This is a genomic window from Bacillus sp. P4_E1 (assembly GCF_056401715.1).
Window position 1 is genome coordinate 189,993 of record NZ_JBFUIV010000009.1, and the last position, 25,932, is coordinate 215,924.

Sequence of the window (25,932 nt, forward strand, 5' to 3'; positions counted from 1 at the left end):
AAAAGGCTATCTTCCACGCTGGAAGATAGCCTTTTATGATGCTGATGACACTTTCAGTCCAATTACTCCTAAAACAATAAAGAGAATACAAAATGCTTGGAATAAATTAATATGCTCTTTAAAAAAGTACACACTAATGATTGTAATAAGTAGCGTTCCCACACCAGACCAAATTGCATAAGCAATGCTTAAATTAATCTTTTTAACAACGATAGCAAACACGCTGAAACAAATTCCATAGAATACGAAAATAAGTACACTTGGAACAAGCTTTGTTAAACCGTTCGATAACTTCATCGCAATCGTTCCAGCTACTTCAAAAATAATTGTTACGAGTAATAATAGCCAATATACCATACTAGAATCTCCTTCTCTGTTACCTTATAGAGATTCTAGTATACTACTTATAGTCCTAACGAAATATATTTAATTTCTAAATATTCCTCGATACCGAAATGGCCTCCTTCACGGCCGATACCACTTTCTTTAAAGCCTCCAAATGGTGCTTGTGCAACTGATGGAAGGCCATCGTTTAAGCCGATAATTCCGTACTCTAACGCTTCACTAATTTGGAATGCTTGGCTAATATCTTTTGTAAAAATATAAGCAGCCAAGCCATATGGTGTATTATTTGCTCGTTCGATTACTTCTTCAACTGTTTTAAATTTCGCAACTGGTGCAACCGGTCCAAATGTTTCTTCATTCATACAAAGCATCTTGTCATTTGCCAATCCAATTACTGTTGGCTGAATGAAATAACCATCTAACTCTGCAAATTTATGGCCACCATATAAAACTTCTCCGCCCTTTTGAATTGCATCTTCAATATGTTCTTGTACTTTCGAAACTGCATTCGCATCAATAAGTGGACCTACCGTTGTTCCTTCGCCGAATCCATCTCCGACTTTAAGCTGCTCTACAGCTGTTGTGAACTTCCCTGCAAATTCTTCATACACTTCTTCTTGAACAAAGATGCGGTTTGTACATATACACGTTTGTCCTGCGTTACGGAATTTCGAACCAATTACCGCTTCTACCGCCTTATCTAAATCAGCATCATTCATAACAATAAATGGAGCGTGACCACCTAATTCAAGCGAAACCTTTTTCATCGTTTGCGCAGCGCTAGCCATTAATTCTTTTCCAATTTCAGTTGATCCTGTAAAGGAAACTTTTCGAACGCGCTCATCTTCCATCCACGTATCAGCAATTGCTTTTGCACTACCTGTTACAATATTTATTACACCTTTTGGAATATCTGCTTCATGTGCTAATTCAACTAACTTCAATGCAGTTAATGGCGTTTGACTCGCTGGTTTCACAACTGCCGTACAGCCTGCTGCAAGTGCTGGAGCTACCTTTCTCGTAATCATAGCAGCCGGAAAATTCCAAGGCGTAATAGCTGCCATAACCCCAACTGGTTGCTTCATAACTAAAATACGCTTATTCGGATGAGAAGCAGGAATCATTTCACCGTATATTCTCTTTCCTTCTTCTGCGTACCATTCAACAAAACTATTTGCATAATTCACTTCACCAAGTGCTTCTGCAAACGGCTTCCCTTGCTCTCTCGTCATGATTGCTGCAATTTCTTCTTTATTTTCATCAATGAGCGTGAACCATTTTTTTAACTTTACTGCGCGATCCGCTGCCGTTAATTTTGACCATAATTTAAAAGCTTCATGTGCAGCATCAACTGCTTGCTTTGCCTCTGTAATCCCGCCCTTTGGTACGGTTGCAAATACTTCCTTTGTCGCTGGATTATTCACTTCGATTTGTTCTTGCAGTGTAATCCACTCACCATTTATATACATCGCTTTTTTCTCTAAGTTTACGAACGTCGCTTTTTTATCCAATGTTTTCTTCCTCCTCTATGAACTTCTTAATCTTCCTAGTGGCAGCAGATTGACTTATTTGTAAAAACTCAGCCACTTTATAACTTGATCCATACGTTTTATACGCTTTAAGAATAATATTTCTCTCTACCTCTTCCAGCATTCTATAAAGACTTTGTCCGGATTGTTCAACTGTGGCCTCTTGCATAGATAGTGGCAAATCTTCTACCGTTACAAAATCATCTGCAGTGATAACAATTCGTTCAATTACATTTTCAATCTCTCTATTATTTCCTTCCCAAGGGTACCCTACAAATATTTGTAACGTACTAGGAGCTAACTTTACATCACGTCCGTACTTTTTATTAAAATGCTGTAAATAATGATAGATGAGCGGCAATATATCTTCTGTTCTCTCCCGAAGTGGCGGAATTGAAATTGGAATGACATTCAGACGATAGTATAAATCTTTCCGGAATGTTCCTTGTTTCACCATCGTACTTAAATCTCTATTTGTTGCCGCTACAATTCTAACGTCCACCTTTTTTAATTCTCTTCCACCTATAGGACGAAACGTTTTTTCTTGCAATACTTGCAAAAGCTTCGCTTGAATTTCAAGCGGCATTTCACCAATTTCATCTAAGAAAAGAGTTCCTTTATGCGCTGATTCTAATAGCCCCTTTTTCCCTTCACGATTTGCACCTGTAAAAGACCCACCTGAATATCCAAAAAGCTCAGATTCGATTAAATTCGTCGGCAATGCCGCACAATTAATTTCATAGAAACTTTCATTCTTCCGGTGACTCACTTCATGCAAATGGCGTACTAATCGGCTTTTTCCCACTCCAGTCTCACCTAATACGAGAACAGTACTATCTACTACTGATACTTTTTTTATTGTTTCGATTATTTTTTGCATAGCGATACTTTTAAAAATAAGTCCTTCGTGTTCATATGTTTCTCTTAATTCTTTTTTATATGTTTTTAACTGATTATCCATTTCCTCTACCTTTTGACGTAATTGATAGAGTTCTGTAAGATCACGAGAATAACTAATCACTCTTCTTAAATTTCCCTCATCATCAAAAACAGGCCTTGTACGAACATGCAAATACTCTCCTGATTTCGTTGTTTGAACAAGTTCAACTGGCCTTTTCTTTTCAATTACTTCTAACGTTGCAGACGGATAAAAAATCCCTTCTTTTTGTAGTTCTTTTACATGCTTTCCTACTAATTCCTTAGCAGAGAGCTGGTAATGTCTTTCACACATGCTATTTACACGTACAACGATTCCTTTATCATCCGTAACAAAAATTTCGTCAAATGCATATTCAAATACATCTTGTAAATCCATCAACACTCGTTCCTTTTCTGCAACCATCCTAGCCACCCCTTACTTTAAATCCATCGATTCACTTCACTATCTTTATTATAAAGTGAATTTTCTGCATTTTATATAGAGTAAGCTAGAATGTTTTCAATTTGTTATTTATACAAATCTATTTATATTTTTCAACACATAATTCGCTGCCTTGAAAAATACAGAATGCCATCGCAACCACACCCTCACTTTGTTTTAGCTTGGCATGGGGCAGGAAAAGGGGCTGATCGATTATATATATGACCAGATGCTCTCTTCCGCCTAAAAAGAAAAGCTTTATGCCCATTTTTAAGTTATCCCAATTCTTTAAACACGAGCGATATTTGCTTGCTCATAACAAGCTTGCAATGATTCTTCAATTATTGTTAAACCTTCCTCAAGTTGCTCATCTGTAATCACTAATGGCATTAAAACACGAATAACATTTCCATATGTTCCTGCTGATAGTAGAAGTAATCCATGCTTATTTGCTTCTGCACATAAATTAGACGCTAATGTTTTATCAGGCGCTTTCGTCTTGCGATCTTGAACGAGCTCGAATGCACACATTGCCCCTAAGCCGCGCACATCACCGATGCAATTATATTTGTTTTTCATCTCTTGGAATCGGTTCATTACGACTTTCCCTACTTCTATCGCTCTATCATTTAATTTCTCTTTTTCTATTACATCAAGCACAGCTAATGCAGCCGCACATCCTAGTGGGCTTCCTGCATACGTTCCGCCCAGTTCTCCCGGTGCAGACTCATTCATAATTTCTTTACGTCCAATCACGCCACTTATCGGTACACCAGCACCTAATGATTTAGATACCGTAATTAAGTCTGGAACGACATCATAATGATCAATTGCAAAGTATTTTCCGGTACGACTAAAGCCTGTTTGAATTTCATCAGCTACAAATAAAATACCGTGCTCTGAACAAATGCTGCGTACTTCTTGAACGAATTTCTTACTTGGAACGATAAATCCGCCTTCCCCTTGAACAGGTTCCATTACAACTGCTGCAATTGTTTCTGGTGCTACTTCTGATATGAAGAAGTTCTTAAACTCTTCAATGATAAAGTCATCATACTGCTCTTCTGTTAACCCCTCTGGGCGACGGTATTCATATGGGAATGGCGCTTTATATACTTCTGGAGCAAATGGGCCAAATCCAAATTTATATGGTTTTACTTTACTTGTCATCGTCATTGTCATTAATGTGCGCCCATGAAATCCTTTAGAAAATGCGATAATTCCAGGTCTCTTCGTATATTTACGAGCAATCTTCACTGCATTTTCAACCGCTTCTGCCCCACTATTTAAAAACAGCACTTGTTTATCGAAATTACCTGGTGCTACTGCGGCAAGCTTTTCCGCTAATTCAATATATGGCTCATACATCATCACATTAAATCCAGTATGAATATATTGATCTACTTGTTTATGAAGCGCTTCTTTAACGGCTGGATGACAGTGTCCTACATTAATTGTCCCAATTGCTCCTGCGAAATCAATGTACTGATTTCCATCCACATCTGTTACGAGTGCACCATTTGCAGACTGTACAAATGTTGGAATACCATTACTTACTCCTTTTGGTACTATATTTTGGCGGCGTTCTAATAAAGACGCTGCTTTCGGTCCTGGAATTTGTTCATTTACTTTAGCAAATTTTTTTGTGTTCATTGTGTACCCCATCCTTTTCTATACAATGTTTTCTCTTTATATTGCAAGATGTATGCCAACTTCCTCTTTCTAGTACTCATCCCATTCTCTTACTATCTCGGCATAAAAAAATAAGTCTATAAAGACTCATATAGAGTCCTTATAGACTTATTCATTTATACATTAGACTTTCCTTGTTCCCAAATAAACTCACCTGAATGAGAAATTAAATCTTCAACAGATTGTAATACTAAATCTGCAAGTGGTTCTAACGTTTGACGATCACCCGTACCAGATAGTACGCCAATCGCATAACAGTCGCCACCATTTTTCGCTAAATGTAAATCCGTCGGTGTATCCCCGACGACTGCTACTTCACATGTCTCTAAATTAAATCTCTCACAAAACGACTCTACAATTTTTTTATCTGGCTTCTGTGCTGGAAATGTATCTGAAGCTATAACACAATCAAAAAAAGCTTCCAATTGATATTGCTTTAAAAATAATTCTGTCGGCGCGAAATCATCAGCTGTAACGACACCTAGAATAAACCCTCTATCCTTTAACGCTTGTAAAACTTTCGGTAAATCTGCCGTCATTCTCATATGTGAACGATGCTCGTACATAAGAGCAAACAACTTTTCACTCACCCATTGATGCATCTCTTCTTCTCTAGATGATGCAATATACTTACAAAGCCCCTTGGCCACATCAAGACTCGTTCCAGCAGCGAGCGCACTACGCGGGTGAACAAATGCTCCATCTACGCCAATCTCTTTTAATAAAGCCTGCTGCATTGACTGTGGGAGTTGATATAATTTTATACATTCAGCGACAAGCTCTTCAGCTACTTTTATCCAAATTGAATGAAAATCCATTAATGTCCCGTCTTTATCAAATAATATTGCTTTTACCTTCTCCATAGCATCCTACCTCTCATTTCTTATCTCTTCCAGTGTAGCAATAAAATATGGATATAAAATAAACGAATTGTAAAAATACCATAAAAATCAAACTAACTTACAATTTACAATTCATCTGCACATAGAGAAACTTTAATCAGTGGGGGAATCTTATTGCTCGCAAATAGTGAGGTGAAAGCAAAAAAAAGATGCCTTTACAGGGCATCCTCTTGATGTTCAGGAACAAATAGTTCCAGACAATGATATATATTTTCAAATTCCATTGGTGCATCTCCGCCATATTCACCATCTAAGTTGATCATTAATTTATCAGGTGAATGCACTTTAATACGATTCGCTTGTGTATATAGTACTTTCGGATTGTTAATATGTTCCCCACGCTGCGCTTGTGTTGCTGCTTTAATTAAATCAGCGATAGAACCTTTTTTCAGTACTAATAAATCAAATAATCCATCGTTAATAGATGCATATGGTGCTACTTTTTCGAATCCACCAACTGAACGAGTATTCGTAATTAAAAACATCGTAATTTCTTCTTGTAGCAACTTCCCATCATACTCAATTTCAACATATGTTGGATGTAATGATGGTAACATTTCGATTCCTTTTAAATAGTAAGCAAGTTGGCCTAATACCGTTTTTAGCTTGCTTGGTACTTCATATGTTAATTCTGTAATACGACCGCCACCAGCGATATTAATGAAATATGTATCATTCGCTCTACCAAGATCTAACGGTACCGTTGTTCCTTCACAAATAATATCCGCAGCCTCTTCAATAACACGAGGTACACCGATCGCACGCGCAAAATCATTTGTCGTTCCAACTGGAATAATTCCAAACTTTGGACGATGCTCATGTCCTACTAAACCGTTCACTACTTCATTTAACGTACCATCACCACCAGCTGCGATAACAACATCAAACTTACGATCCGCAGCTTGCCTCGCTGCCACAGTCGCATCTCCAGGACCAGTTGTCGCATGACAAGACGCTTCATATCCAGCTTGTTCTAATTTTTGTAATACTTCTGGTAAGCTCTTCTTAAATAGCTCGCGCCCAGAAGTAGGATTATAAATAATTCTTGCTCGCTTCATCATTTATTAGCACAGGAAATTCCTTATTCATTGAAAAACGAATACACCGAACCCTTATTCAGTATCCCTATGCTTACCTCCTCTCATCTTCCTATCCTTCTTTAATTCCGCTCAAACAGGCAGTAAGAACCCGATTCGTGTAGCCCATCAAAAGTAACTATTCACTCCTGATAGTTTTTCTTTATTTAACCAAGAAATTTATCCCGCTATTTACGGGCAGTAAAACTCTCACATCAATTTACATATAATGAATAATAATTATCTATTATTTCATGAGATGAAAAAACTCTCTATGTCTAGATTTATCATTATTCCCACCTTTTTGCAACTATCATACCATAGTTGCTATACAAACATTTTTTCACTTTTGACAGTTAATCAAACGTTTGTTTAAATTATTTTTCACCATTTAAACAAACGTTTGATTAACTCAGAAAAAACACCCAAATACGGGTGTTTTTTCTGTTTAATCTTTAAGAATCTATACTATTTTAGCGTTCAAAAATAAGAATTCTTCTCTTTTTTTAGCGCTTATTAATCTCTTCAAGTAAGATTTTATTAACAAGCGGTGGATTTGCTTGTCCTTTTGTAGCTTTCATAATTTGACCAACTAAGAAGCCAATTGCACGGTCTTTACCGTTTTTAAAGTCTTCAATAGATTGCTCATTATTATCAAGAATTTCTGTTACAACCTTACGAAGTGTTCCTTCGTCAGAAATTTGAACAAGACCTTTCGCTTTAACGATTTCTTCTGGGTCTCCACCTTTTTCAATTAATTCATTAAATACTTTCTTCGCGATTTTAGAAGAAATTGTACCTTTTTCAATTAATTGAACCATTTTAGCTAAGCCAGCTGGCGTTAATGCAACGTCTTTTAATTCTTTTTGTTGTTTGTTTAAGTATGCAAGTACTTCACCCATTAACCAGTTTGATGTTAATTTCGCATCAGCACCGTCTGCAACTGTTGCTTCAAAGAAATCAGACATCTCTTTCGTTAATGTCAATACATGCGCATCATAAGCTGGTAAGCCAACTTCTTCAACATAGCGAGCTTTACGTGCATCTGGAAGTTCTGGAATAGAAGCACGAATTTCTTCTTTCCACTCATCGTCGATGTAAAGTTCAACTAAGTCTGGCTCTGGGAAGTAACGGTAATCGTCAGATCCTTCTTTTATACGCATTAAGATTGTTTTCTTCGTTGCTTCATCATAACGACGTGTTTCTTGTTGGATGATACCACCAGATAATAATTCTTTTTCTTGGCGCACTTGCTCATGCTCAAGACCTTTTTGCACGTAAGTGAAAGAGTTTAAGTTTTTCAGTTCTGCTTTTGTACCGAACTTCTCTTGTCCAACTGGACGAAGTGAAATATTCGCATCACAACGAAGAGAACCTTCTTCCATCTTACAATCAGATACACCTGTATATTGAATGATTGATTTTAACTTCTCTAAGTACGCATATGCTTCTTCTGGAGTACGCATATCTGGCTCAGATACGATCTCGATTAAAGGCATACCTTGACGGTTGTAGTCTACTAATGAACCGTCAGCTGCATGCGTTGATTTACCAGCATCTTCTTCTAAATGAAGACGTGTAATACCGATACGTTTCTTTTTACCGTCTACTTCGATTTCAATCCAACCATTTTCACCAATTGGCTTATCAAATTGAGAGATTTGGTAAGCTTTCGGATTATCTGGGTAGAAATAGTTTTTACGGTCGAACTTCGTTTCCGTTGCGATTTCACAGTTTAATGCCATTGCGGCTTTCATTGCAAAGTTAACTGCTTCCTTATTTAAAGTAGGAAGTACCCCCGGGTATCCTAAGTCAATTACACTTGTTTGTGTATTTGGCTCCGCTCCGAATTCTGTTGGACTCGCAGAGAAAATTTTCGAATTTGTTTTTAACTCAACGTGAACCTCTAAACCAATAATTGTTTCTAAATTCATCTATGCTCGCCTCCTTACAGACTTGCTTTTTTTGTATGATAGTCTGTTGCTTGCTCAAACGCATGTGCAACGCGGTAAATCGTCGTTTCATCGAAGTGTTTACCAATGATTTGTAGACCAAGTGGCATGTTGTTAGCACCGAATCCACATGGAACAGAAATCGCTGGAACACCCGCTAAGTTTACTGGAATTGTTAAAATGTCATTTGCATACATTGTCATTGGATCGTCCACTTTTTCGCCCACTTTAAATGCTGGAGTTGGCGTTGTTGGTCCAATAATAACATCGTAGTTAGCAAATACATTTTCAAAGTCATTTTTAATTAATGTACGTACTTGTTGTGCTTTTTTGTAATATGCATCATAGTAACCAGAGCTAAGAGCAAATGTACCAAGCATAATACGACGTTTTACTTCATCACCGAAACCTTCGCTACGTGTGTTTTTGTAAAGATCTAATAAGTTATTTACATTATCAGAACGAACACCGTAACGTACGCCATCAAAGCGTGAAAGGTTCGCAGATGCTTCAGAAGAAGATAATAAGTAATACGTTGCTAGAGCGTATTTAGAGTGCGGAAGAGATACTTCCTCCCAAGTTGCGCCCATACCTTCTAACACTTTTAAAGCAGCTAGTACTGACTCACGAGCTTCTTCGCCAACACCTTCGCCTAAGTATTCTTTCGGTACAGCAATACGTAAACCTTTAACATCGCCTGTTAAACCAGCTAAGTAGTTTCCTACTTCAACGTTTGCAGAAGTTGCATCCATACGGTCAATACCTGAAATAGCTTGTAATAAGTATGCATTGTCTTCTACTGTACGTGTAATCGGTCCGATTTGGTCAAGTGAAGATGCGAATGCTACTAATCCGTAACGAGATACGCGTCCGTAAGTTGGTTTTAAACCTACAACGCCGCAATATGCAGCTGGCTGACGGATAGAACCACCCGTATCAGAACCTAGAGAGAATAATACTTCTCCTGCTGCTACTGCTGCTGCAGAACCACCACTAGATCCGCCTGGAACGTAATCTAAGTTCCATGGATTTTTTGTAGCGTAGAAGCCTGAGTTTTCATTTGAAGAACCCATTGCGAACTCGTCCATATTTAATTTACCGATTGTAACTGTGTCAGCAGCTTTTAGCTTTTGTACAACTGTCGCATCGTAAATTGGATCGAAGTTTGCTAATATTTTGCTCGCACAAGTTGTACGAAGACCGTTAGTTACAATGTTATCTTTTACACCAATTGGCATACCGAATAATAAACCATTATCCTCAGCACCAATCTTTGCATCTAATTCTTTCGCTTTCGCGCGTGCATTTTCTTCATCTAATGTAAGAAAAGCTTTTACGTTATCTTCAACATCCGAAATACGTTTGTAAGATTCTTCTACTAAATCCGTAACGGAAATTTCTTTGTTGTTTAACTTCTTATGTAACTCTGATACAGAATGATCAAATAATGACATCGAAATTCCCTCCTCTATTCTAATACTGCTGGAACACGGATTTGATTATCTTTGTGATCCGGTGCATTTTTTAATACTTCTTCTACTGGTAAACCTTTTTCTGGCACATCTTCACGCATAACATTTTTCATAGTTAATACATGAGTTGTTGGTTTTACATCAGTTGTATCTAATTCATTTAACTGTTCTGCAAATGTAACAATTGCATCTAGTTGTTTTTGAAATTTTTCTGCTTCTTGATCAGTAATTGCAAGACGTGCTAAATGTGCTACGTGCTTTACATTCTCAACGGAAATTCTTGACACGGCTAGGCCACCTCCATAATATATCGTTCAATCTACAATACTATTGATGATACCAAATTTCCAGTACTTCAAGCAAGTCAACACACGGCACTTACGGTATTTTTACATAAAAAAAGAAAGGCAAATGCCTTTCTTTACAATTTACTCTTTATCTAACGATTTATTTTTCGGAAATCTCTCGTTATCTTCTTCATTATCACGAATTGTTTTTTGTAATACAAAACAAGACATCGTTAAAAATAATGTTCCAATTAAATAGTATCCTTTTACACTAAGCGTTTCATCTAGCGTATAAATCCCAATTAGCATTCCTGAAAGCGCACAAACAAATGAAGTCCATGCTAAAAACGTGAACGCTTGCGTATTTCGTCTTCTCATCGTTCTCCCCCTCGTTAGCTGTACACCTATTATAGATAAATATATTTATCACAATGGGTTTTTATGTAAAATCATTTTTCTATTTATTAATCTATCACAAAAAATTTCTATTTTGAAGATAATTTTCTTTTAAATCTGAAAAAACAGTTAAAAACATTGACATTTATTTCAATTCCACATAAAATAAAAACAAATATTACGAACCTCGAAATATACGGGAGTGGAAATAATTGTTACAATATGAACATTTTTTAGACTTACTGCTAGATAACGCCAAGAAACTTTTCTATCCTGAAGAATGGGTAAGCCTTGATTTAACACTTTCCAAGACAGAAGTATTTTGTTTACTTTGGATGGAGCGAAATACGGATATTACAATGACAAAAATTGCTGATCTTCTTGATATACCGATGAGTACAACAACGGGCGTTGTAAATCGCCTTGTAAAAAAGGGATATATTGAACGCTACCGGAATGAAAGCGATCGACGCATTGTATTAATTCGTTTAACAGAAAACGGCGTAATGCTCGTTCAAGAAGTAAAACAAAATGCGGCCCATTACTTTAGCCTAGTGACAGATGCATTGTCAGAAGAAGAAAAAGCATTCTTACTACAAATATTCCAAAAGATCATGAATCACATTGCTACGTCACAGCAAAAAACAGAAGAAAAGATTTCTACACCTAAAATGAAAAACATTCCGATTGAATAAAGTGAAACTTTAATCAGTGGGGGTTTTTCTCATCCCTCACTGATTATTAGTTGAACCAATCGGGCATTTACGGACAGTTGACCTCCCACCTAATTTGTTTGCTCCAGTCGAATTTTTGGGCGGGAGTCTTACTGCCCGTTAATGCGGGATAAGACCCTAGTTGGGTTTTTATTCAATTAAATATTTCGACACTCGTAATATTCGACATTCGAAACAAAGGGGATATTAATGATGAGAATTATTCTGTATACAGGTAAAGGCGGCGTAGGAAAAACTAGCATTTCAGCAGCAACAGCAATCCAAAGTGCAAAACAAGGATTAAAAACATTAGTAATGAGTACAGATCCTGCTCATAGTTTAGGGGATTCATTTGGCATAAAACTATCTTCTGAGCCACTAGAAATTCGCGAAAACTTGTGGGCACAAGAAATTAACACTATTTATGAAATGGAAAAAGGCTGGGGGAAATTGCAGAAATACATTACACTACTCTTCACTTCAAAAGCAGCTGATGATATTACAACAGAAGAATTAACGATGTTCCCTGGTATGGAAGATTTAATTAGCTTACTTCGAGTACTCGATTACTATAAACACAACACTTACGACGTCATCATTATTGATTGCGCACCGACTGGAGAAACTTTAGCAATGCTTAGCTTTCCAGACATGCTCGGCTGGTGGATGGAAAAACTCTTTCCTATTAAAAGGAAGATTTTAAAAGTTGTTCGTCCTGTAGCTCAACCACTTCTTGGTGTCCCCCTTCCAACTGATGATATTATGGACGAATTAACGAATACGCTTGAACAGCTCGGAGAAATGAGAGATATTTTATCAAACCGAAAAGTAACGAGTATTCGCGTTGTTGTAAATCCTGAAAAAATGGTCATTAAAGAAGCTCAGCGTAGTTTTACTTATTTAAACTTATACGATTATAACGTAGATGCCATTATGATTAACCGCGTCATCCCTAACACTGTTACCGACCCTTACTTTCAGGCATGGAAAGATACACAAAAGAAATATAAGGCGTTAATTAAAGATAGTTTTCAGCCACTTCCTATTTACGAAGCTCCCATGTTTGAACAAGAAGTTGTTGGTTTAGCTATGTTAGAGCGTGTAGGAAATGCTTTATTTAAATCAGACCCTTCTCCTACTGAAGTGAAATTTAATGGCCGCACACAATATGTAAAAAAAGATGGCGATGAGTATATTTTCGTTCTGTCCATTCCCTTCTCAAACAAAAGTGAACTTTCATTAAATCAAAAAGGTGATGAACTTATTATTCGAGCCGGCTCTATGAAGCGAAATATCACCTTACCAAAAACATTAACACACCTTTCTATTCAAGGAGCTAAGTTTGAAGATGATGTACTAAACATTCGGTTTGGAGGTGTAGTACATGCATGATGAATTACTAAGAAAGGTAATTCGTACAAAAATAAAAATCGGTATGCGTATATTAGAAGAGCTACCGAATCCGATTCAGCAATCAGCTAAGCACGCACTAAATATTTTGCAAGAGGAGCTCTCCTCCTATGCTGAAGAACAACCGCAACCTGAGAGTAATTTAAAAAGCATCATAATTGAATAACTATACCCTTGTAGAAAGCCTTTTCTTATAGGCTTTCTATCCCTTTATTGGAGCTGATATAAGTTGATAAAAACATCTTCAACAAGACATTTCACCACTAATACAATCTGGCTAATCCCCCTTCTATTCTTTTTTCATAACCTTGAAGAAGCTTTCCAAATGCCACAATATATCGCTAATCGATTTTCGATCCATTTTATAACTAACAAACAATTTTTCATTGCAATTTCCATATTAACAACCTTCGTCTTACTCATAGTCATTCTATATCAATTAAGCATCATATCTTCTATTTATTTGATCATTTTTATACAGGGCTGTATCTTCTTTAACGCCGTTCAGCATATTATCTTGTATTTCATTTATCGTTCTTATAATCCAGGAGTAATCTCAGCATCTATCATTATCCTATTTTCTCTTTTCTTATTTTCATCAAAGAAACTATTAATCCCTAAAAAGAAATTAGCAAGTACACTCATTTTTAGTTTAATCTCTTACCCAATCATAATTTGGATTTCCTTATTATTAGCCAGCTGCTTTAATTAAAAAAAGACCAGGAAAACTCCTGGTCCATCACTCTACTTAACAAACATTGGATTCTATGTTATACAAAATTAGAAGGTACAGAATTAGGGTTTTGTTTGTTAAGTAGATTATATGTTGAACGAGCTAACAGCGGAGGGGTTCCTACTGTTAGTCGTTAAACTCAATAATTATTTTACGATTTTTTCAAGCTCATCAAGTGAAAGATCTACTGAAATTGAACCATCATTTGTTTCTTTCTTAATTGCATCTGTTACTTCTTTTGAATGGTATAACTCAATTACTTTTTTCAGTGTTGGATCATTTTTATCTTTCGTACGAGCTGCGAAAATATTAATATAGGCCTTTGCATTTTCATTATTTGGATCTTCTAAGAAAATTGGATCCTTCGCTGGGTCTAATCCAGCTTGACCAGCAACACCGTTATTAATAACTGAAGCCGCTACATCTTTTAACACACGAGGTGTTTGCTGTGCGATAACCGGTGTAACTTTTAGCTTCTTCGGATTTTCAGCGATACCGCTTGGATCCCCAAATAGACCAAAATCTTTCTTAAGCTTTAATAATCCAGCTGCATCAAGAAGTTTTAATGCACGTGCTTGGTTCGTTGGATCATTCGGAATAGCAATTTCCGAACCATCTGGGATTTCATTTGCTTTCTTATATTTTTCAGAGTATAAGCCCATCGGTGCAATTTGCGTTGTACCAACAGCTGTAATATCTAACTTATGCTCCTTTTTAAATTGCTCTAAGAAAGCAATGTGCTGGAATGAGTTTAGTTCAATATCTCCATCAGCTAACGCTTTGTTGGGTGTTGTGTAATCAGAGAACTCAACCAGTTTAATTTTAATCCCTTCTTTTTCAGCTTTTTTCTTTAAAATTTCCCAAACGTCTCCATCTGTTCCAGTTACACCGACGCGAACTACTTTCTCTTTCGCTCCTGCACCTGTGTCTCCACCTGAGCAGCCGCTTAATGCTGTAATTCCTACGATCGCTGATAATGCAAATGCTAAAATTTTCTTCATTTTCTTTTCCCCTCTTCCTTTTTATGATCTGCGTAAAAAGACTTTCGCAAAGTAGTTCCCTAAATTTTGAGCCACCTGTACAAGAATAATAAGTAAAACAACCGTTACAAACATAACTGACGTATCAAAGCGTTGATAACCATATGTCATTGCTAAGTCACCAAGACCGCCACCACCGACAAGTCCTGCGACTGCAGAAAATTCAATTAAACCGACCGTCATAAACGTGACACCTAGGATCAATGGTGCTAAAGCTTCTGGTACGAGGATTTCAAAAACAATTCTAAGTGGTGAAGCGCCCATTGCTTGTGCTGCTTCAATTACTCCTTTCGGAACAGAAACAAGATTGGTTTCAACCATTCTAGCAATACCAATTGATGCGACTAACGTCATTGGGAAGATTGCTGCAGCCGTTCCAATCGTCGTTCCAATAACACTTCTTGTTAGTGGGCTTAAAGCTACTAAAAAGATAATGAATGGAACCGGACGAATTGTATTAATTATGATATTAAGAATAGAAAAGACCCATTTATTTTCTAAAAAATTCCCTTTTCTCGTCACATACAATAGTAAACCTAGAGGTATACCAAGAATTGTAGCAAATATAAGGGTTACAATTACCATTAAGAGGGTATCCCCCGTCGCATCTAATATGCGAGGCCAAAATATACTCCAATCAACTCGCATGAGCTTCTACCTCCTTCAGCTGCACTTGCAGTCTTAGATGTTGTAATGCTTTTTGAATTTCTTTCTGTTCACCTTGTAGTTCTACAAGAAGATTTCCAAATAGCACATTTTGGAGTTCAATAATATTTCCATAAAGAACATTTACATCGACGTTATAGTTTTTCGCAATATATGATAGTACAGGCTGTCCTGTCTCTTCCCCAGTAAAAGTCAGGCGATAAATCTGACCTCCGTTTTGAATTTTCGCTAGAACACTTTCTGGTAAGTGATCATTAATAACAGAGCGTACAAAATTTTGAGTGGTCTTTGTTTTTGGTTGTGTGAAAACGTCAAACAGTTTTCCTTCCTCAATTACTTTTCCTTTTTCCATAACGGCTACACGGTGACAAATTTCTTTCACAACGTGCATTTCATGTGTAATAAGTAGGATCGTTAAATTGTACTCTCTATTTACTTTCTTTAATAAATTTAAGATTTCTGTTGTTGTTTCCGGATCTAAAGCTGATGTTGCCTCATCACATATGAGAATATCCGGTGATGTCGCAAGTGCTCTTGCAATCCCAACACGCTGCTTTTGTCCACCTGATAACTGTTCTGGATAATAGTTCGCTTTATCTTCTAAACCAACAAATTTTAGTAGTTCATTCACTCTTTCTTTTATCTCATTCTTCGGCAATTTCGCTAACCTTAATGGATAAGCAATGTTCCCAAACACCGTTCTTGAATTAAATAGATTAAAACTTTGGAAAATCATCCCAATTCTTTGTCTTAGTTTCCGTAATTCTTTCGCCGATAATGATGTAATATCTTTATCATCTATTGAAATTGTTCCTGCAGTTGGTCTTTCTAACATATTTACTAAACGTAATAGCGTACTCTTTCCAGCACCACTAAATCCGATAATGCCAAAAATTTCGCCCTTTTCAACTGACAGCGTTACATCCTCAACCGCATGAACAGATTGCCCACCTGATTCATATACTTTACTTACATTGTTAAAAGAAATCATTTTCTTCCCTCCTATATGCTGTAAAACTTGAAGTAGAGCTTTCGAGGTAAAATAAAAAGTGCTCTCCTTCTTATCAGTAATAAAAGATAAGAAGGAGAGCACTTTTATATGTACTCATTCACATCTTCTCATCTTCCAAGCCTTTATAGGCTTGCTGGAGTTAGCACGGTATTAAAAAACCCGTTGCTGAGGTATCGTAGGGCCAGTCCCTCCACCTCTCTGGATAAGAGTGTATCGATTTAATTGTCGTTTAATTAAGTCTTATTATAGAACTCAGAATAATGAGAGTCAATACATTTTTCGGAAAAATATTAATTATTTCTCTATTTGAATTTTAAAATAAGAAGTAACAATACAATAGTGATTTTTAAAGTTATGTAAAATCCTTCTCACTCATACTTTTAAAAAGGAGAATCTTCTCTACTCATTGAATAACATTATTTGAATATGAAATCGGAGGAAGATAGATATATGAAAACAGCTCTTTTGCTCGTCGACATTCAAAATGATTATTTTCCAAGCGGAATGATGGAATTACGTAATCCAGTAGAAGCAAGTGAATATGCTAGTCAGCTACTACAACATTTTAGAATAAGAAACGAACCTATTTTTCATATCCAACATGTAGCTATAAAAGATAGCGCTACTTTTTTCCTACCCAATACAGAAGGTGTCCATATTCACGAAAATGTCCGTCCACTTAGAGAGGAAACCGTTATCCTTAAACATTATCCAAATAGCTTCCGAGAAACTGATCTTCTAGAACAATTACAACGTTCAGGAATTGAGCACGTCGTAATATGCGGGATGATGACCCATATGTGTATTGATGCTACAGTAAGAGCTGCTTTTGATTTTGGCCTTCACTGTACCGTAATACACGATGCTTGTGCTACAAAAGATCTTTCATTTAAGAATGCTACTATACCAGCTGTTTATATTCATAATACAATTTTGGCGAGTTTAAATGGAGTATACGCAAATATAATGAGTACAGAAGAGTTTTTAGCGACCTAAAAAAACACTCCTTTCAGTTAGCAAAGCCGAAAGGAGTGTTCTCTTGTCTAACCATAGATTTTCTTTCAAATTGTATTATACAGGAAATCCTCAAAATGAATACTAAAAAATATGACTAATAAGTCAATTTTTCTCGCTGTTTTGTTTCTATTTTCATGTTTATCCCGATATTAATAGGGTTTAACTAATTCAAAAGAACAAATAGTAATATTTGGCAACCTTTTCTTGATTGAAATTAACTAGCTTCTATTATAGAGAGTTTCTCAAAAAGAAAAGATCTTCACAGTCTGTGAAGATCTTTTCTACTATTTCTTATAAAGTTTCAGAAGTAGTTTTTGCTTGCATGTGAAGTGCTAAGTAGTCAGGGCCACCAGCTTTAGAGTCTGTACCAGACATGTTAAAGCCACCGAATGGTTGGTAACCTACGATTGCACCAGTACATCCACGGTTGAAGTATAAGTTACCAACGTGGAAGTCTTCGCGTGCTTTTTCAATATGGTCACGGTTGTTAGAAAGAACTGCTCCTGTTAAACCGTATTCTGTATTATTTGCAATTGCAAGTGCATGATCAAAGTCTTTTGCTTTACAGAATGCTACTACTGGTCCGAAGATTTCTTCTTTCATTAAACGAGCATCTTCTGCAACGTCAGCAACGATTGTTGGTTGGATGAACCAGCCTTTAGAATCGTCTCCTTCGCCACCTGATACGATTTTACCTTCTTCCTTACCAATTGCAACATAGCTCATTACTTTATCGAATGCAGCTTGGTCATTAACAGGTCCCATGTTAATATCTTTTGCATCTGGGTTACCTACTGTTAATTCTTTTGTTAATTCAACAGCACGATTTAATACATGATCGTATACATCTTCATGGATTACTGCACGAGAACATGCAGAACATTTTTGTCCTGAGAATCCGAATGCTGATGCAACGATAGATTTAGCTGCTAATTCAAGATCTGCCTCTTTATCAACAACGATTGTATCTTTACCGCCCATTTCAGCGATAACACGTTTTAACCAAATTTGTCCTGGGTTTACTTTTGCTGCACGTTCGTAAATACGAATACCTACATCGCGAGATCCAGTGAAGCTAACGAAACGTGTACGAGGGTGATCTACTAAATAGTCACCAACTTCAGAACCATTACCTGGAACGAAGTTTACTACGCCAGCTGGTAAACCAGCTTCTTCTAATACTTCCATAAATTTCGCTGCTACTACAGGAGTTGTACTAGCTGGTTTTAGTAATACTGTGTTACCAGAAACTACAGCAGCTGTTGTCATACCTGCCATAATTGCGAATGGGAAATTCCAAGGAGAAATGATAACACCTACTCCTAATGGAATGTAAGAGAAACGATTATATTCAATTGGACGGCTTTCTACTGGAATACCGTCTTTTAATTTCAACATTTGACGAGCATAATATTCCATAAAGTCGATTGCTTCTGCTGTATCAGCATCTGCCTCATTCCATGGTTTACCTGCTTCTTTTACAAGAATAGCAGAGAACTCATGTTTTCTACGACGAACGATTGCTGCAGCACGGAATAAAATATCTGCACGCATTTCTGGTTTTGACTTTCTCCAAGTTTGGAATGTTGCATCCGCTACTTGCATTGCTTTTTCAGCTAATTCACGGCTTGCTTTTGAAACACGACCAACAAGTTCCTCTTTATTTGCAGGGTTTACAGAAACAATTTTGTCTTCTGTAGTGATTTTTTCTCCCCCGATAATTAATGGATAGTCTTGTCCAAGATAAGATTCTACTTTCTTTAAACCCTCTTCAAACGCTAATTTGTTAGCCTCTACTGAAAAATCTGTAAATGGCTCATGTTTGTATGCTACTACCATCTTTTTAGCCTCCCCTTAGAAAAACGTTTACATTTTACAACATTATTCTACACGATAATTTAGATTTATTCAAATATTCCTAGACTTATATTTTAAAAATTTATTAATTTTTAAAATATAATAAAAAAAAGAGATTCATACATACGTATGAATCTACAAAATATGAGTATATTCCAAAACATTTTTCCCGATTAATAAAATAGTAACTAATAAAAATAAAGTCCTTACATATCCAACACCTTTTTGAACCGCAAACTTCGATCCAAAATAAGCACCTAAAATCATTGATAAGCCCATAATTATACCGTATTCAAAATGAATCACATCTAAAAATAAAAAAGTAATTAAAGATACGATATTACTAACGAAGTTCAAAAGTTTTCCAGATGCTGCCGCTTGAATAAAATCCAAACCAATTAATAAAAATGCAAAAATTAAAAAGGATCCTGTCCCTGGTCCAAAAAATCCATCATAAAATCCTATCATTAAAATAACAAAGAAAAACATTAATGTTTTTCCTTTTGTCATCTTTTTATAGGTAGATGCACTTCCCCAATCTTTTTTCGCAATAATATAAATGGCAATAAAAACCAACATTACGAGCACTAGTGGACGCAAAATATCAGGCGGAATAAACTTTACTACTAAAGCCCCTGCGACTGCTCCAATAATAGTTAACGGGATTAACTTTCCTACAATCCGAAAATTCACCTTACCTGATCGAATAAAATAAATTGTGCTCGTAAGCGTCCCCATCGTTGCAGCTAATTTATTCGTTGCGATTGCCGAAGCTGGTGATAAACCAACAAACATAAGTGCAGGAAGCGAAATTAACCCTCCCCCTCCAACAACCGAATCAATAAAAGCAGCTAAAAATCCGAATGCAATTAATAAAATAATGACTTGAAAGCTTAGTTCTTCCATGAATTTGCCCCTTACCCCTTTATTTGTAACATTTAAAATTATAACAAAATTTTTCAAGAAAAAAAGCTGTTCCTTTATGGAACAGCTCTCATCTTTAATCTAAAATTTTCACAAACGGTTCATCTTGCTTCGCTTCACGTATAATAATTGCTTCTGGGCGTTCTACAGATTTAATTGTTACTTGTACTTTCATATAATTCGGGAAGTATTCCATAACAAGTCCAGCTACATATTGTGTAAAACCAATCACTTCAGCTTTCCCATTGAATTGGACAGGAATATCGAGCTTCATTTCTCTTAATTCATCATCTCTATACATTCCAGTACCGATAACAGCTGTATAATCTCCTTGGAAATACTCACTTAATTTTGCTTTAAAGTTTGACACCCTCGCAAGATCTTCACGTTTATTATCCGCTTTCGCTTGTTCAGATGGGAATAAATAGTATTTCTCATTGATCGGCTTCCAATCCTCAACCGTTTCACTGCCTTTTTCTACCTTAGCATAAGAAACAAAATTCCCTGGTACAAGCGAAGACTTTGGACCTTGACGATAAATCGCAAATGTAACCGGAATATTTTTTATTTCAGGCTTTTTTTGCTGCATTACTTTCAAGATTTCTTGGGCCATCCTTTTCCCTTCAGCTAACATTTTCACATCTGGAATTGCAGCCTCACGCGGATAACCATGCTCTTCCTCATAATATTGAACAGAATTCATCGCTAATCCAACTACAATGCCATCAGGTTCATTATCGTTCCCACCTTTTTGCACGTAGTAATCATGCTCTAAAATGTTTGAGATATACATTGGATGTTTTTTATTTTTCACTTCTAGTGACTCCGAACCTTCACTTAAGGCTGGATTCAGTCCGATATTTGGAAATTTAACTGCATCTTTTTTCAACTTATCCTCTAGCTCTTTTTGTTCAGCATCTGTACGCTTTCTTTTTACAAGCATTTGTATATCTTGAGCCTCTAGAAACTTTCCGCCTTTAAAGAAATAATCTTTCGTACTAAACGATTCTTTGGCAATGCGCATTAATCCTGTTTCAAATTCATCTACATCTAGACGACTATTTAAACCTTGTACAACTAAACCACGCGCCTTACCTGGATCAAATTGAACCGTTGTCTTATAATATTCATCCGAAATGGAGTATTTCGGGATAACTGCTTGTTCTTTCGCTTTCCCCGATTTCTCAACTGCTTTTTCATCTTTATTGGAACCAATGCTACACCCACTTACAAGTAGGCTAAGACTTAATACTGCTAACGCTATTTTTTTCATCGTAAGTTTGCACCTCTTACTTATTCAGCTCTTGTAAGAACCTCTCTTCATTCCAAACTTCAACATTGTGCTTCTCTGCTTGCGCTAATTTCGAGCCTGCAGCTTCACCAGCAACAAGTAAATCCGTACTTTTACTAACACTTCCTGTTACTTTTCCACCTAATGCCTCAATTTTCTTCTTCGCTTCACTGCGGCCCATAACTTCTAATTTCCCTGTTAAGACGACAGTTTTTCCTGCGAAGTACGATTCAACATTTTGTAAATCAGCAATTTTTATACCTTTGTATGCCATGTTCACGCCATACTCTTTAAATTGTTGTAATAGCTCTAATACGTCTTCATTATCGAAATACGTTACAACGGATTGAGCCATTTTTTCACCAATCTCATTAATTGTTTTTAATTCTTCTTCCGTCGCTTTCACAAGCTCATCCATCGTTTCGAAATGCTCAGCAAATGTACGTGCCGCTTTCGCACCGACATGACGAATACCAAGACCGAATAATAATCGCTCTAATGAGTTTTCCTTAGAATTCTCAATTGCTTGGACTAAATTTGTTGCTGATTTTTCACCGAAACGTTCTAGTTCTAATAATTGCTCTTTCGTCAATGAATATAAATCAGCAAACGTACGAATATAATCCGCATCAAAGAGTTGTGTAATTACACGTTCTCCAAGTCCATCAATATTCATTGCATTTCTTGAAACGAAATGGATTAATCCTTCACGAATTTGAGCTGGGCAAGTCGGATTTATACATCGAAGTGCTACTTCTTCTTCTAAACGAACAAGTTCACTCTCACATGCTGGACAATGCGTTGGCATATGATATTCTTCTTCCTCACCAGTACGCTTATCAAAAATAACGTTCACAACTTCAGGAATGATATCTCCAGCCTTTTTCACAACAACGTAGTCACCAATTCGAATATCCTTTTCACGAATTAAATCTTCGTTATGTAAAGAAGCACGACGGACAATAGTTCCGGCTACTCGCACTGGCTCCAGCTCTGCAGTTGGTGTTACAACTCCTGTGCGGCCGACACTTAATTCAATCCCTGTTAATCTCGTCACAACTTCTTCAGCTGGGAATTTATAAGCTATTGCCCATCTTGGACTCTTTGCTGTAGTTCCTAAGCTTTCTTGAATAGCAACATCGTCTACTTTTATAACGATTCCGTCAATCTCATAATCAAGATGCGGGCGTTTTTCTTGCCACTCTTCTACATAGGCTATTACGTCTTCAATTGTTTCACATGTACGACGATTTGGATTCGTCTTAAATCCAAGCTCACCTAAGAAATCCAGTGATTCACTGTGGGATGGAATTGTTTTTTCTTCTACATTAGCAAGACCATACACAAACATAGATAAGTTACGCTTCGCTGCAATTTTCGGATCAAGTTGGCGTATCGATCCTGCTGCCGCATTACGTGGATTCGCAAATACATCTTCACCATTTTGTTCTTTCTCTTCATTCAATTTAACGAATGAACGCTTCGGCATATAAGCCTCGCCTCGTGCTTCTAACGTTACTTCTTCATTTAAACGCAGCGGGATAGCTTTAATCGTTTTTAAGTTTTGGGTAATATCTTCACCCGTTATACCATCACCACGTGTTGCTCCTTGAATGAAGCGTCCTTTTTCATAATGAAGTGAAACAGCAAGTCCGTCAATTTTTAATTCGCATATATATCTTACATTCGCATCATCAATTCCCTGATGTACTCTTCGATCAAAATCACGCAAATCTCCTTCATTAAACGCGTTTCCTAAACTTAACATTGGTGATTTATGCGTTACCTTTTCAAATATATCAAGAACAGTCCCCCCAACGCGAATGGAGGGCGAGTCTTCACTCATAAACTCTGGGTTCTCTGCTTCTAATTTTATAAGCTCCTGCATATCACGGTCATATTCCGCATCAGAAACAGAAGGATTGTCTAATACGTGATATTGATAGTTAAATGTATTTAACAAATCACGCAATTCTTCTATACGTTTTTTGGCTATCTCTTTTGACATATCCTCAGTCCTTTCCTATTGTTTCGTCACAGGTGCAAATTTTGCTAATAAACGTTTAATACCAATTGGGCTTGGGAACGCAATATCTAATTCTTTTGAATCTCCTTCACCCTTTACACTTACAACTGTACCGACTCCCCACTTCTGGTGAGCAGCTTTATCGCCTATTCCCCAGCCAATTTGCTCGCCACCTGTCGTCTTAACAGCCGGACGCGCGAAAGCTGAACGAGAACGTGTTGTAGTTGCGCTTGTCGTTCTTCCTTTTGCACCAAACGAAGTTTCACGCTTCGGTGCTGTTTCGTTTAATGGTTCTACTAATTCTGCCGGAATTTCTGTAATAAATCGAGATGCTGCATTCATACTTGTTCTACCAAATAAAGTACGCATTTGAGCATTGGATAAGTATAGCTCTTCTTCTGCACGAGTAATACCTACATAGGCAAGACGACGCTCTTCTTGCATTTCATCCTCTTCCATAAGAGAACGAGTATGCGGGAATATCCCTTCCTCTAAGCCAACAATAAAGACAACTGGGAACTCTAATCCTTTTGCTGAGTGCATCGTCATTAAAATAACTTCTTCACCAGCAGTTGGATCTTCATCTACACGATCAATATCAGCAACAAGAGCTAAGTCTGTTAAGAATGCAACAAGGCTCTTATCTTCGCTTTGGGATTCAAATGTTTGTGTAACAGATAAAAACTCGTCTAAGTTTTCTAAACGACCTTCTGCTTCTAAAGAACGCTCATTTTTCAACATATCACGATAGCCTGTCTTCTCAATAACTTCTTCTACTAATTCTGTAACAGATAAATACTCTTGCATATTTACCCAGTTGTGTAATAAACTTGCGAATTCTTTTACTGCTTTTGTTATTTTTGCACTTACACCAACATGCTCAATCTCATCAAATACAGCAGTTAATGAGATTCCGTTTTGCACACCATAATTAATAATTTTATCGATAGAAGTCGCACCAATCCCGCGCTTTGGCATGTTTATAATACGTCCAAAACTAATCTCATCATCTGGATTCCCAATTAAACGTAAGTACGCCAAAATGTCTTTAATCTCTTTACGGTCGTAGAACTTAGTACCTCCGACAATTTTGTAAGGGATATTAGATTTTAGGAAAATCTCCTCAATCATACGAGACTGGGCATTTGTACGATATAACACTGCAAAATCAGTATATTTTCGGTTCCCCATTTGAATATCGTCACGAATTTTTTTCGCAACAAAATACGCTTCGTCCTTTTCGGTTGCAGCACGATAATACGAGATTTTGCTTCCAATTTGATTTTCTGTCCATAATTTCTTCGGTTTACGGTTTGAATTTTTTTCAATTACAGCATTAGCTGCATTTAAAATATTTTGTGATGAACGATAGTTTTGTTCTAACAGAATAACTTGTGCATTCTCATAGTCTTTTTCGAATGACAAAATGTTAGAAATGTCAGCCCCGCGCCAGCGGTAAATAGACTGATCCGAATCACCAACAACACAAAGGTTTTTAAAACGTGATGCCAAATGTTTAACAAGAAGGTACTGAGCTTTGTTCGTATCTTGATACTCATCAACGTGAATATATTGGAATTTACGCTGATAAAACTCTAGTACTTCTGGAACACGTTCAAATAGCTGAATCGTCGTCATAATTAAATCATCAAAGTCTAATGAGTTATTTTTCAAAAGACGTTTTTGATATTCTGTATATACATCGCTCGTTAATTTTTCATATGGATCAGCGGTTGTAATTTTTTTTGCATATTTATCTGCAGATAACAGTTCATTTTTCGCATTGCTAATACCCGCTAAAATAGAGCGCGGCTCAAACTTCTTCGGGTCAATATTGCGCTCCTTCATAATTTTTTTTACTACAGTTAACTGATCACCTGAATCTAAGATTGTAAAGTTACGATTAATACCAATGCGGTCAATATCACGTCGTAAAATACGTACGCACATAGAGTGGAACGTAGAAATCCAAATATCTTCTGCTTCTGGTCCAACAAGTTTATCAATACGCTCACGCATTTCACGAGCAGCTTTATTTGTAAAGGTAATTGCTAGTACATTCCATGGCGCCACACCTTTTTCACCAAGTAAATATGCAATACGGTGTGTTAACACACGTGTTTTCCCACTACCTGCGCCTGCCATTAATAGAAGTGCTCCATTTGTTGTTTGTACTGCTTTTTGTTGCTGCGGATTTAAACCATTTAATAACTTATCTGTCGTACTCATATG

Annotated in this window: 24 protein-coding genes and 1 riboswitch; of the genes, 5 read left to right on the forward strand and 19 right to left on the reverse strand. The window is 36.8% G+C overall.

The features are described from left to right. Positions 1-33: 33 nt before the first annotated feature. The 11 genes from AC1DS7_RS14955 to AC1DS7_RS15005 form a co-directional block, all read right to left on the reverse strand. Positions 34-357: a DMT family transporter gene (locus AC1DS7_RS14955; protein ID WP_002029495.1), complete on the reverse strand. Its 324-nt coding sequence runs from the start codon at positions 355-357 to the stop codon at positions 34-36. 47 nt (positions 358-404) lie between these two features. Then, the gene (gabD, locus tag AC1DS7_RS14960; protein ID WP_002191777.1) at positions 405-1,856 is read right to left on the reverse strand and encodes an NADP-dependent succinate-semialdehyde dehydrogenase; all 1,452 of its coding nucleotides are present in this window, start codon (positions 1,854-1,856) and stop codon (positions 405-407) included. Beyond that, a complete protein-coding gene (locus AC1DS7_RS14965) occupies positions 1,849-3,216 on the reverse strand; it encodes a sigma-54 interaction domain-containing protein (RefSeq protein ID WP_016103210.1) in 1,368 nt (455 codons plus the stop codon). The genes gabD and AC1DS7_RS14965 overlap by 8 nt, the downstream gene beginning before the upstream one ends. 118 nt (positions 3,217-3,334) lie before the next feature. Next, the gene (locus tag AC1DS7_RS14970; protein WP_154214165.1) at positions 3,335-3,502 is read right to left on the reverse strand and encodes a hypothetical protein; all 168 of its coding nucleotides are present in this window, start codon (positions 3,500-3,502) and stop codon (positions 3,335-3,337) included. 20 nt (positions 3,503-3,522) lie between these two features. Continuing rightward, on the reverse strand, positions 3,523-4,887 hold the full coding sequence (gabT, locus tag AC1DS7_RS14975) for a 4-aminobutyrate--2-oxoglutarate transaminase (protein ID WP_016103209.1): 1,365 nt from the start codon (positions 4,885-4,887) through the stop codon (positions 3,523-3,525). Positions 4,888-5,042: 155 nt separating this feature from the next. Next, the gene (locus tag AC1DS7_RS14980) at positions 5,043-5,789 is read right to left on the reverse strand and encodes an HAD family hydrolase (RefSeq protein ID WP_016103208.1); all 747 of its coding nucleotides are present in this window, start codon (positions 5,787-5,789) and stop codon (positions 5,043-5,045) included. Between the two features lie 194 nt (positions 5,790-5,983). Further along, a complete protein-coding gene (locus tag AC1DS7_RS14985; RefSeq protein ID WP_002010051.1) occupies positions 5,984-6,889 on the reverse strand; it encodes a diacylglycerol kinase in 906 nt (301 codons plus the stop codon). 521 nt (positions 6,890-7,410) lie between these two features. After that, on the reverse strand, positions 7,411-8,838 hold the full coding sequence (gatB, locus tag AC1DS7_RS14990; protein ID WP_002010050.1) for an Asp-tRNA(Asn)/Glu-tRNA(Gln) amidotransferase subunit GatB: 1,428 nt from the start codon (positions 8,836-8,838) through the stop codon (positions 7,411-7,413). Positions 8,839-8,852: 14 nt separating this feature from the next. Continuing rightward, on the reverse strand, positions 8,853-10,310 hold the full coding sequence (gene gatA, locus AC1DS7_RS14995; protein WP_002010048.1) for an Asp-tRNA(Asn)/Glu-tRNA(Gln) amidotransferase subunit GatA: 1,458 nt from the start codon (positions 10,308-10,310) through the stop codon (positions 8,853-8,855). Between the two features lie 14 nt (positions 10,311-10,324). Next, entirely contained in the window at positions 10,325-10,615 is a 291-nt protein-coding gene (gene gatC, locus AC1DS7_RS15000) for an Asp-tRNA(Asn)/Glu-tRNA(Gln) amidotransferase subunit GatC (RefSeq protein ID WP_000086999.1), read from the reverse strand. Positions 10,616-10,756: 141 nt separating this feature from the next. Then, positions 10,757-10,993: a YiaA/YiaB family inner membrane protein gene (locus AC1DS7_RS15005; RefSeq protein ID WP_002029490.1), complete on the reverse strand. Its 237-nt coding sequence runs from the start codon at positions 10,991-10,993 to the stop codon at positions 10,757-10,759. Positions 10,994-11,223: 230 nt separating this feature from the next. Here AC1DS7_RS15005 and AC1DS7_RS15010 point away from each other — a divergent pair, with 230 nt between their 5' ends. The 4 genes from AC1DS7_RS15010 to AC1DS7_RS15025 all read left to right on the forward strand — a co-directional run bounded on the left by AC1DS7_RS15010 (position 11,224) and on the right by AC1DS7_RS15025 (position 13,846). After that, positions 11,224-11,706 carry a MarR family winged helix-turn-helix transcriptional regulator gene (locus tag AC1DS7_RS15010; RefSeq protein WP_002140201.1) on the forward strand — a complete coding sequence of 161 codons (483 nt, stop codon included), beginning with the start codon at positions 11,224-11,226 and terminating at the stop codon, positions 11,704-11,706. Positions 11,707-11,934: 228 nt separating this feature from the next. Beyond that, a complete protein-coding gene (locus tag AC1DS7_RS15015) occupies positions 11,935-13,116 on the forward strand; it encodes an ArsA family ATPase (RefSeq protein ID WP_002140199.1) in 1,182 nt (393 codons plus the stop codon). Continuing rightward, positions 13,109-13,300, forward strand: coding sequence for a DUF3926 domain-containing protein (locus AC1DS7_RS15020; protein WP_002091335.1), 192 nt, complete (start codon positions 13,109-13,111; stop codon positions 13,298-13,300). Before AC1DS7_RS15015 ends, AC1DS7_RS15020 begins: the two co-directional genes overlap by 8 nt. Positions 13,301-13,363: 63 nt before the next feature. Further along, positions 13,364-13,846, forward strand: coding sequence for an HXXEE domain-containing protein (locus tag AC1DS7_RS15025; RefSeq protein WP_002091337.1), 483 nt, complete (start codon positions 13,364-13,366; stop codon positions 13,844-13,846). Between the two features lie 167 nt (positions 13,847-14,013). On the opposite strand, the gene AC1DS7_RS15030 is transcribed toward AC1DS7_RS15025, so the two are convergent. The 3 genes from AC1DS7_RS15030 to AC1DS7_RS15040 are packed head-to-tail and all read right to left on the reverse strand — an operon-like array spanning position 14,014 to position 16,564. Further along, entirely contained in the window at positions 14,014-14,868 is an 855-nt protein-coding gene (locus tag AC1DS7_RS15030) for a MetQ/NlpA family ABC transporter substrate-binding protein (RefSeq protein ID WP_002029488.1), read from the reverse strand. Positions 14,869-14,889: 21 nt separating this feature from the next. Next, on the reverse strand, positions 14,890-15,555 hold the full coding sequence (locus AC1DS7_RS15035) for a methionine ABC transporter permease (RefSeq protein ID WP_002091343.1): 666 nt from the start codon (positions 15,553-15,555) through the stop codon (positions 14,890-14,892). Further along, positions 15,545-16,564, reverse strand: a complete 1,020-nt coding sequence (locus AC1DS7_RS15040; RefSeq protein WP_002029486.1) for a methionine ABC transporter ATP-binding protein — start codon at positions 16,562-16,564, stop codon at positions 15,545-15,547. The genes AC1DS7_RS15035 and AC1DS7_RS15040 overlap by 11 nt, the downstream gene beginning before the upstream one ends. A gap of 125 nt (positions 16,565-16,689) precedes the next feature. Next, positions 16,690-16,794: riboswitch (SAM riboswitch) on the reverse strand. A gap of 241 nt (positions 16,795-17,035) precedes the next feature. Between AC1DS7_RS15040 and AC1DS7_RS15045 the strand changes: the two genes are divergently transcribed. After that, the gene (locus AC1DS7_RS15045) at positions 17,036-17,581 is read left to right on the forward strand and encodes a cysteine hydrolase family protein (RefSeq protein WP_002091344.1); all 546 of its coding nucleotides are present in this window, start codon (positions 17,036-17,038) and stop codon (positions 17,579-17,581) included. Positions 17,582-17,893: 312 nt separating this feature from the next. Here the strand turns inward: AC1DS7_RS15045 and pruA are convergent, their stop codons facing one another. From pruA to pcrA, 5 genes are all read right to left on the reverse strand, one after another. Beyond that, positions 17,894-19,441, reverse strand: coding sequence for an L-glutamate gamma-semialdehyde dehydrogenase (pruA, locus tag AC1DS7_RS15050; RefSeq protein WP_002029484.1), 1,548 nt, complete (start codon positions 19,439-19,441; stop codon positions 17,894-17,896). A gap of 153 nt (positions 19,442-19,594) precedes the next feature. Continuing rightward, positions 19,595-20,365: a TSUP family transporter gene (locus AC1DS7_RS15055; protein ID WP_002029466.1), complete on the reverse strand. Its 771-nt coding sequence runs from the start codon at positions 20,363-20,365 to the stop codon at positions 19,595-19,597. Positions 20,366-20,459: 94 nt separating this feature from the next. Beyond that, positions 20,460-21,656 (reverse strand): CamS family sex pheromone protein, encoded by a 1,197-nt coding sequence (locus AC1DS7_RS15060; RefSeq protein ID WP_002029467.1) that lies wholly within the window; start codon positions 21,654-21,656, stop codon positions 20,460-20,462. 16 nt (positions 21,657-21,672) lie between these two features. Next, complete coding sequence (ligA, locus tag AC1DS7_RS15065) at positions 21,673-23,682, reverse strand: NAD-dependent DNA ligase LigA (protein ID WP_002010032.1); 2,010 nt, start codon at positions 23,680-23,682, stop codon at positions 21,673-21,675. 15 nt (positions 23,683-23,697) lie between these two features. After that, positions 23,698-25,929: a DNA helicase PcrA gene (pcrA, locus tag AC1DS7_RS15070; RefSeq protein ID WP_002010031.1), complete on the reverse strand. Its 2,232-nt coding sequence runs from the start codon at positions 25,927-25,929 to the stop codon at positions 23,698-23,700. Positions 25,930-25,932: the final 3 nt, after the last annotated feature.